This window comes from Pseudomonas sp. RIT409, assembly GCF_003052515.2.
Classification (GTDB): Bacteria; Pseudomonadota; Gammaproteobacteria; order Pseudomonadales; family Pseudomonadaceae; genus Aquipseudomonas.
Genome location: NZ_QARE02000006.1, coordinates 68,863 through 83,193, shown reverse-complemented (window position 1 = coordinate 83,193; position 14,331 = coordinate 68,863). Strand labels below are relative to the sequence as shown.

The 14,331-nt window shown below is 59.9% G+C and carries 11 protein-coding genes; 5 read left to right on the top strand and 6 right to left on the bottom strand.

Going from position 1 to position 14,331, the window contains the following annotated elements:
* The first annotated feature begins 245 nt into the window (after nt 1-245).
* Nucleotides 246-1,730, top strand: a complete 1,485-nt coding sequence (putP, locus tag DBP26_RS09820) for a sodium/proline symporter PutP (protein WP_177411038.1) — start codon at nt 246-248, stop codon at nt 1,728-1,730.
* Nucleotides 1,731-1,870: 140 nt separating this feature from the next.
* Here putP and DBP26_RS09815 read toward each other — a convergent pair whose 3' ends face one another.
* Nucleotides 1,871-2,542 carry a polysaccharide lyase family 7 protein gene (locus DBP26_RS09815; protein ID WP_108237385.1) on the bottom strand — a complete coding sequence of 224 codons (672 nt, stop codon included), beginning with the start codon at nt 2,540-2,542 and terminating at the stop codon, nt 1,871-1,873.
* 317 nt (nt 2,543-2,859) lie between these two features.
* On the opposite strand from DBP26_RS09815, the gene DBP26_RS09810 reads away from it, so the two are divergent.
* The 3 genes from DBP26_RS09810 to DBP26_RS09800 are packed head-to-tail and all read left to right on the top strand — an operon-like array spanning nt 2,860 to nt 5,875.
* Entirely contained in the window at nt 2,860-5,001 is a 2,142-nt protein-coding gene (locus DBP26_RS09810; protein ID WP_108237384.1) for an EAL domain-containing protein, read from the top strand.
* 54 nt (nt 5,002-5,055) lie between these two features.
* Entirely contained in the window at nt 5,056-5,550 is a 495-nt protein-coding gene (locus tag DBP26_RS09805) for a M48 family metallopeptidase (protein WP_108237555.1), read from the top strand.
* A 28-nt stretch (nt 5,551-5,578) separates the two neighbouring features.
* Nucleotides 5,579-5,875: a winged helix-turn-helix domain-containing protein gene (locus DBP26_RS09800; RefSeq protein ID WP_108237383.1), complete on the top strand. Its 297-nt coding sequence runs from the start codon at nt 5,579-5,581 to the stop codon at nt 5,873-5,875.
* 68 nt (nt 5,876-5,943) lie between these two features.
* On the opposite strand, the gene DBP26_RS09795 is transcribed toward DBP26_RS09800, so the two are convergent.
* A complete protein-coding gene (locus DBP26_RS09795) occupies nt 5,944-6,402 on the bottom strand; it encodes a GNAT family N-acetyltransferase (protein ID WP_108237382.1) in 459 nt (152 codons plus the stop codon).
* Nucleotides 6,403-6,701: 299 nt separating this feature from the next.
* Between DBP26_RS09795 and DBP26_RS09790 the strand changes: the two genes are divergently transcribed.
* A complete protein-coding gene (locus DBP26_RS09790; RefSeq protein WP_108237381.1) occupies nt 6,702-7,439 on the top strand; it encodes a transporter substrate-binding domain-containing protein in 738 nt (245 codons plus the stop codon).
* Here the strand turns inward: DBP26_RS09790 and yccS are convergent.
* From yccS to mdtD, 4 genes are all read right to left on the bottom strand, one after another.
* A complete protein-coding gene (yccS, locus tag DBP26_RS09785; RefSeq protein WP_108237380.1) occupies nt 7,420-9,630 on the bottom strand; it encodes a YccS family putative transporter in 2,211 nt (736 codons plus the stop codon). The genes DBP26_RS09790 and yccS overlap by 20 nt on opposite strands.
* 143 nt (nt 9,631-9,773) lie before the next feature.
* Entirely contained in the window at nt 9,774-10,952 is a 1,179-nt protein-coding gene (locus DBP26_RS09780) for an NAD(P)/FAD-dependent oxidoreductase (protein ID WP_108237379.1), read from the bottom strand.
* Between the two features lie 135 nt (nt 10,953-11,087).
* On the bottom strand, nt 11,088-12,467 hold the full coding sequence (gene dbpA / locus DBP26_RS09775; RefSeq protein WP_108237378.1) for an ATP-dependent RNA helicase DbpA: 1,380 nt from the start codon (nt 12,465-12,467) through the stop codon (nt 11,088-11,090).
* Between the two features lie 357 nt (nt 12,468-12,824).
* Complete coding sequence (mdtD, locus tag DBP26_RS09770) at nt 12,825-14,267, bottom strand: multidrug transporter subunit MdtD (RefSeq protein ID WP_108237377.1); 1,443 nt, start codon at nt 14,265-14,267, stop codon at nt 12,825-12,827.
* Nucleotides 14,268-14,331 lie beyond the last annotated feature (64 nt).

The window sequence follows — 14,331 nt, the reverse complement described above, 5'->3', positions numbered from 1 at the left end:
ACCCATTTTTTCAAGATATTTCCTCCGTGTTCGATGATGGCGCATCGTCGCGCCAAAAGAAGGCGCAGGCTATGTAGTACGCGGCTTTACCTTCCGTAGGTGAGGTCTGACTAGCATGCTTTGAGCAGAAAAGGTGCAACTCGCTGCCCGATTTGGGTTGCGCCTTCGCGGTTTGAGTCGCTAGCATGCCCGGCCTTGGTGCAACCCGTTGCTCCTGCCATAAAAACAACGCACGGACCCACACAATGAGCGTCAGCAATCCCACCTTGATCACGTTCGTGATCTACATCGCGGCGATGGTACTGATCGGGCTGATGGCCTATCGAGCCACTAATAACCTCTCTGATTACATCCTTGGAGGGCGCAGCCTGGGCAGCGTCGTGACCGCGCTGTCTGCCGGCGCCTCAGACATGAGCGGCTGGCTGCTCATGGGCCTGCCGGGTGCCGTTTACCTTTCGGGCCTGTCTGAAAGCTGGATCGCCATCGGGCTGATCGCAGGGGCCTACCTGAACTGGCTGTTCGTCGCAGGGCGGCTGCGTGTCCAGACCGAGCACAACGGCGATGCACTGACGTTGCCGGATTATTTTTCCAGTCGTTTCGAAGACGCCAGCGGACTGCTGCGGGTGATCTCAGCCATCGTGATTCTGGTGTTCTTCACCATTTATTGCGCGTCGGGCATCGTGGCGGGCGCGCGCCTGTTCGAGAGCACCTTTGGCATGTCATATGAAACGGCCCTGTGGGCGGGGGCAGCGGCCACCATCGCCTACACGTTCATTGGCGGCTTTCTTGCCGTGAGCTGGACCGACACGGTCCAGGCCACACTCATGATCTTTGCACTGATCCTCACGCCGATTATCGTGCTGCTCGCAACCGGGGGCGTCGACACCACCTTCCTCGCCATCGAAGCGAAAGATCCGACGAGCTTCGACATGCTCAAGAACACCACCTTCATCGGCATCATTTCCCTGATGGGATGGGGGCTGGGGTACTTCGGGCAACCGCACATCCTGGCGCGTTTCATGGCGGCCGACTCGGTCAGGTCCATCGCCAACGCGCGGCGTATTTCCATGACCTGGATGGTCTTGTGCCTGGGTGGCACGGTCGCGGTAGGGTTTTTCGGGATTGCTTACTTTTCGGCGCATCCGGAGGTGGCCGGCCCTGTGACGGAGAACCATGAGCGGGTGTTCATCGAATTGGCCAAGCTGCTCTTCAACCCGTGGATCGCCGGGGTCTTGTTGTCGGCCATTCTGGCAGCGGTGATGAGTACGCTGAGTTGTCAGTTGCTGGTCTGCTCCAGTGCGCTGACGGAAGACTTCTACAAGGCGTTCCTGCGCAAGCATGCCTCTCAGCGGGAGCTGGTCTGGGTCGGTCGCGCCATGGTGTTGCTGGTCGCGCTGATTGCCATTGCCCTGGCCGCTAATCCGGAAAACCGCGTTCTAGGGCTGGTGAGTTATGCCTGGGCCGGCTTCGGCGCCGCGTTCGGTCCTGTGGTTCTGATTTCGGTGGTCTGGAAAGGCATGACCCGCAATGGTGCTTTGGCGGGCATTCTCGTTGGCGCCATTACTGTCGTGGTGTGGAAGCAGTTCGCGTGGCTGGGGCTGTACGAAATCATTCCAGGCTTTCTGTTCGCCACTGTCGCGATCGTGCTGTTCAGCACGCTGGGCAAAGGGCCGTCGCAAGGCATGGTCGAGCGCTTCGAAGCGGCTGAAAAGGAATACAAGACGGCCTGACTGGGCCAGTCGGAAATCCGGATGACGCCAATCCAGGCGTCATCCGGCCTTATCTGGGCCGCTGCCGAGCTTGCGCGCGAGAGTAGGCCGGGTGATGTTTCAGTTGGCGAAGCCCCTGGTTGCACCCCCTGTGCCTGCCACTAGCCCTTGTTGTGATCGGTATCCAGGTTGAAGAACATCACCTTCCCACCTTCGCTGGTGTAGCCCGTGTTGTCCTGGGTGTAGACACCTGCCTTGAAATACAGCTGCTCAGCCCGCCAACTTGCGCTGATGCGGTCGTTCCAGACCCTGTCGCCCGCCCGCACCGCCAGCAATCCTGCCTTGTTCAAATGGATGACGTACTTGAACGTTTCATTGAGCCGAATGCCCTCAGCGACGGTGATGACTCGGGCTTTCTTGTCGTTGGGGTGAAACCTCACCTTGGCCACGATGCTGCCGTCTTTCGTAGCGTCTTTATATTGATATTCGAGCTTGAGCAACGGCTGATTGCTTTCGTACACATGAATCTGGCCAATCACCACGCGGCCGGAAGAGGGGACCTGCAGCACCTTGAGCTTGGCATTCAAAAAGTTGTCGGCGTCGGGGTAGTACCAGTTGTGCAGTTCGCCGTTGGACCAGGTTTCCCGTAATTCGCTGCGCGGATAAATGGCGTTGGCGGTCTTGCTTCCCGTCACGGGGGCCCAGAAGGTGATATTCGCCCCGCTGGAGGTGAAGTATTTGCCGTCATAGCCTTGAAGCAGTTGCTTGGTTTCAATAGTCGCGGGGGGCGAGCCCACTGGAATGCTCAGATTCCAAGTTCCTAAATCGATCATTTTTCAGTCGTCCGTTCATGTCTCATTGCCAGTAAACGCGTCTGGCGCTAGGGTTTGAGGGGCGACTCTTATACGTTTCGTCCTGTCGGTTGTTAAATCGAATCCGTCAAACGGATGAAACCAAAGTGCTGTCACTTTCGTCGAATGGCACGTCCTCAGGGGGCTCCAGCACCTTGACCGTTAGTCGGGTCGCTCGATTGATCTAGATAGCAAAAGGATGGCCTTCCTACACTTTTTGGCATTCGGGGCTAGAGTAGATGCCAATCAGAGAAGGACTGGAACCCTCTCACCTAGCAGTAACGTGAATGAGTAGCAGCATGGAATGCGTGCAAACCCAGCCACCAAATGGCAAGTCAGTGTTGTTGGTCGTGGATGACTATCCGGAGAATCTCGTCACGATGCGGGCGGTCCTGCAGCGTCAGGACTGGGAAATCGTGACGGCCAGTTCAGGCATGGAAGCGCTAGGCCTGCTGCTGGACGTCGATGTCGACCTGGTTTTGCTGGATGTGCAGATGCCCGAGATGGATGGGTTCGAAGTCGCGCGCTTGATGCGCGGCAGCCAGAGAACCCGGCTGACACCGATCATCTTCCTGACGGCCAATGAGCAGTCCCGTGATGCTGTGCATAAAGGCTACGCCAGTGGAGCGGTCGATTACCTCTTCAAGCCGTTCGACCCCAATATCCTCAAACCCAAGGTCCAGGCGCTGCTGGAGCAGCAGAGCAATCGCCGCGCCTTGCAGAAACTCAGCCGCGAACTGGAGTCGGCTCGTGCCTTCAATGCCTCGGTGTTGGCTAACGTCGCCGAGGGCATCCTGGTGGTCAAGGAAGACGGGGTCATCAGCTTCGCCAACCCGGCGATCTGTCGTCTGTTGGGCATGACCGACGGCGAATTGCGTGGCACCGGACTGTCCCGTTACCTGCAAGAGCCCGCGATCAGTGAGTGGACCGATTCGGGCTTCTACCACCACTATCGGCGAGCGGACACCTACCGTGTCCATGACGCGATCCTGCGTACCCCGGAAGGAAGGCAAGTGCCAGTGGCGCTGTCCTGCGCCCCGTTGCCCGACGAACAGAAGGCGATGGTGTTGAGTGTGCTGGACATGTCTGTGGTGCGTGATCTCTACAGTCAACTCGAACAACAAGCCGTCACCGACTCCCTCACCGGGCTGCTCAACCGCCGAGGCTTTTACCAAACGGTGGAAGGGATGCTGGTGCGCAACGAAAACGCCGGGAAGTACCTGGTGGTGCTGTATCTGGACCTCGACGGATTCAAGCACGTCAATGATTCGCTGGGGCACGACGCGGGCGATCAGGTGCTGGTGTGGGTCGCCGAGCAGCTCAAGGAGAGCCTGCGCCCCTATGACGTACTGGCGCGGATGGGGGGCGACGAATTCGTGGTGGTGATTGACGGTTTGGACTTCCCGGAGCACGCCGCCAAGGTCGCCGAAAAACTCATTGATCGGATTTCCGTCCGGCGCCATGTCGATGGCGTCGAGGCAACCCTGGGAGTCAGTATCGGCATTGCCGTCTACCCCGACTGTGGCCCCCATCTGGACGGCTTGCTGCGCGCCTCCGATATCGCTATGTATGAGGCCAAGCGTGCCGGTCGTCACCAGTATCGCTTCTATGATCAGTACATGAACGGCCGCGCCCGTTCCCGCCTGATGCTTGAAGAGAGCGTGCGCACAGCCATCGAAGGCAAGGACTTTTCGATCGTCTATCAGCCGCAGATCAATGTGGTGACCGGGCGAACCCGGGGTTTCGAGGCATTGTTGCGGTGGAACCACCCGGACGCGGGGGATGTGCCCTCGAGCCTGTTCATCCCTCTATTGGAAGAAACCCGGCTGATCAACAAGCTGGGCGGCTGGATCTACGAACAGGGGGCTGCTCAGCGACAGCAGTGGGCCAGTGTGTTTCCCGATGATCTGGTGGTCAGTGTGAGCGTCAGCCCGGCGCAATTCAGCATGCCCAACCTGGCAGCCGAGTTGCAGCGAGCCATCCAGATTCACAACCTCAAGCCTCGGCAACTGGAGGTGGAAATCACCGAGCCGTCCCTGGTGCACAACCTTGTCCACAGCCGCAAACAGCTGCAGAGCCTGCATGACATCGGGGTGCGGGTATCGCTGGATGACTTCGGCGCAGGAGACAGTTCTCTGGCACACCTGCGCAATCTGGATCTGGACACCCTCAAGATCGACCGTCATTTCATCGGCGGCATGATGAGCTCGCCGCGTGATCTGGCCGTGGCGCGCAGCATCATCGACATGTGTCGGCTGTTGAGCATCGAGGTCATCGCTGAGGGCGTGGAGACGCTAGAGCAATACCAGTGGTTGGTGGATAACGGCTGCGAGATCATTCAAGGCTTCCTGCTGGCCCATCCGTTGACGCCGCAAGAGGCGCTCCGTTTCGTCGAGCCTGTCACTCTGCCAAGTCGGCACCCGCTGCTCAGCGAGGATTGACGCGGTAAACTGACGCTCTTTGATTCCGCTGATTCGATGATGACCTCAACAGCCGTGATGCCGCTCAAATACCTGCAAGCCTATCCTTCATCGCTTCAGGATCAGGTGCGGCAATTGATTGCGCAGGGCAAGCTGGGCAGCTACCTGCAACAACGCTATCCGGGGCGGCATGAGGTGCAGAGCGACAAGGCACTCTATGCCTATGCGCTGGCACTCAAGCAGGAGCACCTGCGTAACGCACCGAATATCGATAAGGTGCTGTTCGACAACCGTCTTGACCTGACCCATCGCGCACTCGGGTTGCACACCACGGTGTCGCGGGTTCAGGGCGGCAAACTCAAGGCCAAGAAGGAAATCCGCGTTGCCTCCCTGTTCAAAGAGGCCGCTCCGGAATTTCTCCGAATGATCGTCGTGCATGAGCTGGCCCACTTCAAGGAGACCGAGCACAACAAGGCGTTCTACAAACTCTGCGAGCACATGCAGCCGGGATATCACCAACTGGAGTTCGACCTGCGTGTCTACCTGACGTGGCGTGACATGCAGGGTTGATGGCTTTTTTACCGATAAGGACCTGACGATGGACGTCAGTAAGACCAAGAGCAGTTTTTACCGCCGCCTCTACGTGGCTCACCTCATCGACACCGGCCTTGCCACCAGCGTGCCTGCCATCACGGAGGTCACCGGCATGCCCCGTCGTACGGCACAGGACACCCTGCTCGCGCTGGCGGACCTGGATATCGTGTGCGCATTCGAGCAAGAGGACGGCGCCCGCAATCATGCCGGGGCATATCGGATTCATGATTGGGGAGCTATCGACAAACGCTGGATTGCCGAGCATCTGGCGCAGATCAAAGCGGTGTTAGGTTACCCCTGACCGCAAGGAACTGGACCGCCGGCGTAGGCACGCGTGGTCTCATGCCCGCCGGGAGTGGACCCAGTCGCTCAGTCCAGATCCCGTCGCATCCCGATATGAGGAATGCCGTCCTCGACATACACCTCGCCCACTGGAATGAAGCCATAGCGACTGTAGTAGCCCTGGAGGTGTGCCTGGGCAGACAGGTAAATGGGCTGGTCGGGCCAGTTTTGCTCGGCATGCTCCAGGGCCTGCACCATTAGTTCGTGCCCCATGCCCTTGTTGCGCATTGATGGGGCGGTCACCACTCGACCGATGGTCACATCCCCATCTTGCTGGATCGGGTCCAATAGGCGCAGGTAGGCCACCAGCTCATCGTTTTGCCATGCCATCAGATGGCGAGTGTCGCCTAGCAAGTCCAGCCCGTCGACGTCCAGGTACCAGCACTTCTGCTCCACGACGAACACCTGCGCACGCAACTGCAGGATGGCGTACAACTGCTCTTTGCTGAGGGCGGTATGGTGTTTGCAAATCCAGTTGATAGACATGGAGCCGGCTCACAAAAAAATCGTTGTCGGATACTAAACGCATATGGCCTTCAGTCCAAAGCCATAGAGGCAAGGCAGGTGTGACGGCAATCAGGACATTGCGTCATTTTCTTGAACTGCTGCACAGAGATTGGCGACTTATATGTTGTGGAAAACGGCTCGGCGGGCTTCAATGAAGGCCACTTGCCATGGCCTTTTCAAGAGGCCTGTAATCCGCTGCTCGCTTCACGGATGTCACAGTGTCACTCGATTGCCGCTGAAAAAAATCGCAGGCCTCCACCTGCCTAAGGATCTTGAGCATGCTGCGTTTGCTTCGAGCCATGGCTTTGCTGGGAATGCTTCTGATCGCGCACGGCGCGTGGGCTCAGACCTTGCGGATGGCGGGCGATGCTTGGGCGCCGTATTCAGACGTCGCGCTGCTCAACGGCGGCTTATCCACCGACCTTGTGCGCACCGCGCTGACCCGTGCCGGCTACACCGTCGAGTATGATCAAGTGCCTTGGGCGCGAGCCATTCACGGTGTCGGCGAAGGGCGTTACGACGTGCTGATCAACGCTTGGTACAGCGATGAGCGTACATTGATTGGCGAGTTCTCCGAAGCGTACATGATCAATCGGCTGCGATTCATCAAGCGCAAGACCTCGGATATCCAATACGAAAGCCTGCAACAACTGCACCCTTATTCAATCGCGGTGGTGCGCAGTTACGCCTATTCACCCGCGTTCGATAGCGATGCCAGCTTGAAAAAGGTTCCCGTGGCGAGTTTTTCGACGGCGGCGCGGATGCTGGCAGCGGGTCGGGTGGATCTGACGGTGGAGGATGAATATGCCGCACGTTTTGCCTTGGGCCATGAGGCCGAGGAAGTGCGGGACAGCGTCGAATTCCTGTCCAAGTCATTGAGTGAGAACAGCCTGCATATCCTGGTCAGCCTGAAGAACCCCGACCATGCCCGGATCGTCGCCGATTTCGACAAGGCCATCGCCGCCATGAAGGCCGACGGCAGCTACGACAGGTTGTTCAAGCTGCACGGTCTGTGATGTTGGCGCTGTCCTTTTCCGGTTCCTTGATCAGATGCGCAGCGAGGGTGCGCAACGGGCCGAGCTGTCGGCAGATGAGCGCCAGTTGGGTCTGCACCAGGCGCTGCCCTTCGTCGATTTCCTCAGGCATCTGCTCCAGTTCTGACGCGAGCGCCTCTTCGGCATCGCTTTGCACCGCGACCGGCTGACGGGCCGCCAGGGACTGCGCGATTTCGTCGATACTGGCCGCCAGATTCGCCCCCGCGCCCTCGATCAGGTGTTCGCGCACTTCGGTCGGTAATGGGGTCTCGCGGTGCGCGCCAAGGCCAGACAGGTAGCTCAACAAGGTGTGGGACAGCACCAGAAAGCGGAAGCCTACATCAGCCTCTTTGCGGAAGTGACCCGGCTCCAGCAGCATGTTGGCCAGCGTGGTCGATAACGCTGCATCGGCATTATGAGCGTTGCGTCGGGCCAGCCGGTAAGCCAGATCGTCGCTTTTGCCCGCGGCGTATTGCTGCATGATCTGACGCAGGTAAATGCTGTTGCAGGACAGCGTGTTGGCCAGCACTTTATTCAAGCGACGGCCTTGCCAGTCCGGCAGGAACAGGAACACCGCCAAGCCTGCGATGAGACTGCCCAGCAAGGTGTCCATCAGCCTCGGCAGGAACAGCCCATAGCCGTTGCCCACCTGGTTGAAGCAGAACAGAACCATCACCGTGATCGCCGCTGTCGACAAGGTGTATCGGGTCGTGCGATTGACGAAGAACACGACGCCTGCCAGCACGGCGCACATCGATTGCAGAATCGGCGTGGTAATCAGGTCGAACAGAATCCACCCCACGGTCAGGCCGATGGCCGTCCCGATGATACGCTGCCCCAGTTTGCGCCGTGTCGCGCCGTAGCTCGGCTGGCAGACGAAAACCGTCGTCAGGATGATCCAGTAACCCTGGGACGGGTGAATCAGATGAACCATCAGGTAGCCCACCACCAGCGCCAACGGCAGGCGCAGGGCATGGCGGAACAGCAGCGAGGTGGGCGTCAGTTGCAGGCGCAGTCGCGTCCAGACATCTTTGAGGTTGCGTGGCGAGCGGTCCAGAAGACTGCTGTCGGAAGCATCGGCGAGTGCGTCCGGATTGCTGGCATCGCTGAGCAGGCGATCCAGGGTGCCGAGGTTGTGGGCCAGTGCGCGCAGGGAGCGGAGCAAGCCGCGCCACGCTGGATTGCTCTGGATGCGCAAGTGTTCCAGGGACGCTCGTAGATCATCGAGGGCGTGGGCGAAGCTGTCGTCGTAGATGAAGGGTTGGCGCAACTGGATCGACACGGAGAGGTCACGGCACGCATTGCCTTGTTGGCGCAACAGTCGCTGGCAGCGGAACAGGACGTCGCTGTGGAAAAACGCCTCAGCCAACGAGTTATAGGGATAGTGCGACGAACTGGCGCGTTCATGGATGTCCTGCGCCAGAAAGTACAGTTTCAGATAACGGCTGACTTTCGAGCCCGGGCGGCCACTGCCGACCCGGTTGAGGATGATTTCCTTGGTGACATTGAGCGCCGCGACGACCTTGCCGTTCTGTTTGGCCAGCTCCAGTCGGCGGGCCTCGACGTCCAGGGTGCGGATCGGCTCGAACAGTTCGGACTTCAGTTTCAGGTACAGGCCCAACTCGCGAAACAGGCGCGCCAACGCTTGTTGCACAGGCTGGTTGGAGAACAGCATCTGCCAGAGTACGGAAAGCAGGCCATACCACGCCGCGCCCGCCACCAGCAGCATCGGTTCATGCCAGAAGTCGGTGACTTCACCGCCACGCTGGTCCACCCCAATCATCGTGTAGACCGACAGAATCAGTGTCGCGTAGGCAATCGCGCCGTATCGTTCTCCGAGCGCGCCGAGCATCGTCAGGCAAAACGCGGCAAGGGCGAAGGCGCAGATGAACAGCACCGGGTAAGGGAAAAGCAGCTCTACGGACAGGGCCGCGATGCTGAAGCACACCAGCGTCACGGCCAACGCATTGAGTCGGCCTTGCCAGCTGTCGTCGGTTTCGGACAGCGCGCTGGCGATAATCCCCAGGAAGAGGGGGATGACCAGCGACATTTCATTTTGGTACCAGCACAGCGCCATGCTGCCGGTCAGTGCGATGAATACCCGCACACTGTAGGAAAACTTGTCCAGCGCCCACAGGCGGCGGAAGGTGTTGCGCAACGATTTCGATGCCATGAACGCGGACGGCCTTTTTCGCGACTGAATCTGCTGAACGATATGTACAGCGCCGGATGCGTGCTGTACATCCGGTTAGCAAAATTTATTCCGCGAGGCGTGCGGCGATCCGTCGCGCAAGCGTGAGTGCGACCAGACGGCGATCAGACGAACTGCGCTGCTGCGTAAGCCGAGGCCCAGGCCCATTGGAAGTTGAAACCACCCAAGTGTCCGCTGACATCGAGGACTTCACCGATGAAGTAAAGCCCTGGCGACTTCAATGATTCCAGGGTCTTGGAGGACACTTCCCGCGTATCGATGCCGCCGAGTGTCACTTCTGCCGTGCGATACCCCTCGGTGCCCGCCGGAATGACCTGCCAGCTCGCCAGTCTGTCGGCAATGTCGGTCAATTCAGCATGGGTGTATTGCTTCATCGGCCGGGAAACGAACCACTGATCGGCGATCAGGTTGGCCATCTTGCGAGTGAAGATTTCGCCCAGCAGGGTCTTCAACTCGCTGTTGGGCCGCTCGGCCTGTTGCTGGGTCAGCCAGTCATGGGCGTCATGATCGGGCAGCAGGTTGATCTCCACGGCATCGCCCGGGTGCCAGAACGATGAAATCTGCAAGATCGCCGGGCCACTCAAGCCCCGATGCGTGAACAGGATGTTTTCGCGGAAACTGGCGCCGTTGCAACTGACGAGGCAGTCCACCGATGTGCCCGACAGCTCACTGCACAGCGCCTTCAACTGATCGGTGATGGTGAATGGTACCAAGCCTGCGCGGGTGGGCAGCAGCGTGTGCCCGAACTGCTTGCCCACCTGATAGCCGAACCCGGTGGCACCCAGAGTCGGGATAGACAAGCCACCGGTGGCGATGACCAGTGAGGTGCACTCAACGGTGCCCAGCGTCGTGAGCAGCCGATAGCCTGCCTCAGTCTTCTCGATGGTTTGCACGGCCGTGTCCATGTGCAGGCTCACGCCCGCGTCATCGCACTCCTTCAACAGAAGATTCAGGATGTCGCTGGACTTGTTGTCGCAAAACAGTTGCCCAAGCTTCTTCTCGTGGTAGGGCACGCCATGCTTGGCGACCAGCGCGATGAAGTCCCACTGGGTGTAGCGCGCCAGCGCCGATTTGCAGAAATGAGGGTTCTGGGAAAGAAAGTTGGCGGGCTCGGTGTACAGGTTGGTGAAATTGCAGCGCCCGCCGCCCGACATGAGGATTTTCTTGCCCGGCTTGTTGGCGTGGTCGATCAGCATCACCTTGCGGCCCCGGTTGGCGGCGGTGGCGGCGCACATCAGGCCAGCGGCGCCGGCGCCGATGATCAAAACGTCTGTTGCGGGCAAAACGATGTCCTCGGGTAAACAGAATTGAAACTGTAGGAGCGCGCTTGCCGGCGATCAGGGCGTTTCAGTCGCCAATGATGTGGAATCTACCGACGATTTCGCGGGCAAGCGCGCTCCTACGAGCGGCGGGCGTTGTTACAAAATCCGAACTCGCAACGACTTGCCTTTGATCTTCCCCTTGTTCAGGCGCTCAAGCGCCTGTTTGGCGAGGGTGCGGTCGACGGCCACATACGCCTGAAAGTCAAAGATCGCGATCTTGCCCACCTGAGTGCCGGGAATGCCCGCTTCTCCCGTGAGCGCGCCCAGAATATCGCCAGGACGCAGTTTGTCCTTGCGGCCCGAGCCAATGCACAGGGTGGTCATCGGCGGCAGCAGCTTGCCACCTTCCGAGCGCTTCAATTGATCGTACTGTTGCCAATTGAGAGGCGCTTTCTGCAGTTCTTCGATGGCGCGGGCCCGCTGGCTTTCCGATGGCGCCACGAGGCTGACGGCGATCCCTTTTTCCCCGGCGCGACCGGTACGGCCCACGCGGTGAATGTGGATTTCCGAATCCCGCGCCAGCTCGACGTTGATCACCATGTCCAGCGCGTCGATGTCCAGGCCGCGGGCGGCCACGTCGGTGGCCACCAGCACCGACGTGCTGCGGTTGGCGAACATTGCCAGCACCTGATCGCGGTCCCGTTGCTCCAGATCGCCATGCAACCCCACCGCTGACATGCCCTTGGCCGTCAGGTGATCGACCACCTCTTGCACCTGTTGCTTGGTGAAGCAGAAAGCCACGCAGGACTGCGGCCGGAAGTGATCGAGCACTTTTACGACGGCTTCAAGACGTTGCTCTGGGGCGATTTCGTAGAAGATCTGCTCGATCTGGCTGTCTGCGTGCAGGGTCTCGACCTTGACGGTCTGCGGGTCGCGCATGAATTTGGAGGCCAGTTGCTTGATGCCCACCGGGTAGGTGGCCGAGAACAGCAACGTCTGACGGCGTGCGGGCGTCTGTTGGATGATGTCTTCGATGGCGTCATAAAAGCCCATGTCGAGCATGCGATCGGCTTCGTCGAGGATCAGCGTGTTGAGCCCGTCGAGCACCAGCGAGCCCTTGCGCAAGTGCTGTTGAATACGGCCTGGCGTGCCGACGATGATGTGCGCGCCGTGCTCCAGTGAGCCGATCTGCGGGCCGAAAGCAACACCTCCGCACAGGGTCAATACCTTGATGTTGTCCTCTGCGCGGGCGAGGCGGCGGATTTCCTTGGCCACCTGATCGGCCAGTTCACGGGTCGGGCACAAGACCAGCGCCTGGCAGCCGAAGTAACGCGGATTGATCGGGTTGAGCAGGCCGATGCCGAATGCGGCGGTCTTGCCGGAGCCGGTCTTGGCTTGGGCGATCAGGTCCATGCCCTTGAGGATCACCGGCAGGCTCTGCGCTTGAATCGGTGTCATCTCGGCATAGCCGAGAGACTCCAGGTTAGCCAGCATGGCAGCGGAGAGTGGCAGTGAATTGAACGCGGTGTTAGTCACAAGGGTGGCCTGCAAAACAAAATGTCGCGCAGTGTATCAGGTCACGCGCCCCGCCTTGCGTAGGCGGGCGATAAATGGCGAAGGCGCCCTACTACGTGGCTGGCGATGCGCCGGTGCGGGGCAAGCCGATGCGGGAAATCCACACCGCCCGGTGCCCGTAGGAGCGCGCTTGCCCGCGAAAGCGTCGGGTCAGTTGACACCGTAGCGTCTGGCAGTAAGGAGTCGCGGGCAAGCGCGCTCCTACAGGGTTGGCACCCGTCGATCTATCGGCGTTCCTCCCACGCCGTCCATGGCCGTCGCGCTTCGTTGCACCCGGTTTTCACCATAAGCGGAAGGGCGTTCCTTGGCCGCTCGGCGTCAGGCCTCTATTTCCGGTTCGGTCTGCGGCTTGCGCGGCGGTGCTTCTGGTGGCATGCGCGGCGACAGCTGCAGGAATATCGACGCCGCAAGCATTGCCAATACCCCAACGCAGAGGAATGTCAGTTGAAATGCCCCCAGCACGTTGCTCACTTCCCCGGCGGCGACGTCGTCCGTGAAACCGCCCAGCAATGCAGCGGCACACGCCACACCCAGGCTCAACGACAACTGTGCGACCACGGAAAGCAGGCTATTGCCACTGGCGGCACTGGCATCGTCCAGGTCGATCAGCGTCACGGCGTTCATCGCCGAGAATTGCAGCGAGTTCACGCCACCCAGCAGGGCCAGATGGATCAACAGCATCCAGTAAGGGGTCTCGGCGTCCACCAGCGCCATGCTGGCCAGCAGTGCCCCCAGCAATAGCGTGTTGCCCGTCAAGATGACCCGGTAGCCCAAGCGCGGAATCAGCTTAGTGGCCAAAGGCTTGGCCGTCATCGCGGCCAGCGCCAGCGGAATCATGCTCATCCCAGCATGAGAAGGGGAATAACCCAGGGCGACCTGCAGCATCAGCGGCACCAGAAACGGCAGTGCACCGCTGCCCAACCGCGCGAATAGATTGCCCATGATCCCCACGGCAAAACTGCGGGTGCGAAACAGCGAGGCCGAAAACAGTGGCGCTTCGACATGCCCGGCCCGCAGCCAGTAAGCCGCCAGGCAAGCCATGCCGCCGAACAGCAACATGACCACGCGCAAATGGGGCAAGTGCAATTCACCCAAGCCTTCGAGAGCAATGGTGATCAGCACCATGGAGGCGCCGAACAGGCCGAAGCCGACCAGATCGAAGCGCGTGCGGCCACCTCCCTGCAAGTCCGGAATGAATTTGCGAACAGCGAAGCACCCGATCACGCCGACGGGGATGTTGATCAAAAAAATCCAGTGCCAGCTCAGGTATTCCACCAGCCAGCCGCCTACCGTCGGGCCGAGCAGCGGGCCAAGCAGCGCAGGCGTAGTGATGAAGCCCAGGGTGCGCACCAGTTCGGTTCGTGGGTAAGCCCGCAACACAATCAAGCGACCCACCGGCATCATCAGCGCTCCGCCCAATCCCTGAATGACCCGCGCCGCTACCAGCATCCCCAATGAGTTGGACGCTGCGCACAACAATGAGCCAAAGCTGAACAGCAGGATCGCGCTGAAAAAGATGCGCTTGATGCCGAACCGGTCGGAAATCCACCCCGAGGCCGGAATCAGCAGGGCGATCGTCAGCATGTAGGCGATGATCACCGACTGCATGCGCAACGGGTCTTCCGAGAGCGAATGGGCCATCGACGGCAGCGCGGTATTCAGAATCGTGCCATCCAGACTCTGCATGAAAAAGGCGATGGCGATGACCCAAGGCATCCAGCGCAAGGTCTTGGCGTCCAGTGGCGGGGTGGTGGTGGGCATGTGGGTCGTGGGTCCTTATATTTTTTGAGGTCATGCAGCCAGTAGGCGCGCGCTTGCCCGCGAC

Excerpts from the sequence above, each read along its gene's own strand:
- mdtD (WP_108237377.1), bottom strand. The coding sequence starts at position 14,267 with ATGCCCACCACCACCCCGCCACTGGACGCCAAGACCTTGCGCTGGATG.
- putP (WP_177411038.1), top strand. The coding sequence starts at position 246 with ATGAGCGTCAGCAATCCCACCTTGATCACGTTCGTGATCTACATCGCG.
- DBP26_RS09795 (WP_108237382.1), bottom strand. The coding sequence starts at position 6,402 with ATGTCTATCAACTGGATTTGCAAACACCATACCGCCCTCAGCAAAGAG.
- DBP26_RS09790 (WP_108237381.1), top strand. The coding sequence starts at position 6,702 with ATGCTGCGTTTGCTTCGAGCCATGGCTTTGCTGGGAATGCTTCTGATC.
- DBP26_RS09815 (WP_108237385.1), bottom strand. The coding sequence starts at position 2,542 with ATGATCGATTTAGGAACTTGGAATCTGAGCATTCCAGTGGGCTCGCCC.
- DBP26_RS09810 (WP_108237384.1), top strand. The coding sequence starts at position 2,860 with ATGGAATGCGTGCAAACCCAGCCACCAAATGGCAAGTCAGTGTTGTTG.
- yccS (WP_108237380.1), bottom strand. The coding sequence starts at position 9,630 with ATGGCATCGAAATCGTTGCGCAACACCTTCCGCCGCCTGTGGGCGCTG.
- DBP26_RS09800 (WP_108237383.1), top strand. The coding sequence starts at position 5,579 with ATGGACGTCAGTAAGACCAAGAGCAGTTTTTACCGCCGCCTCTACGTG.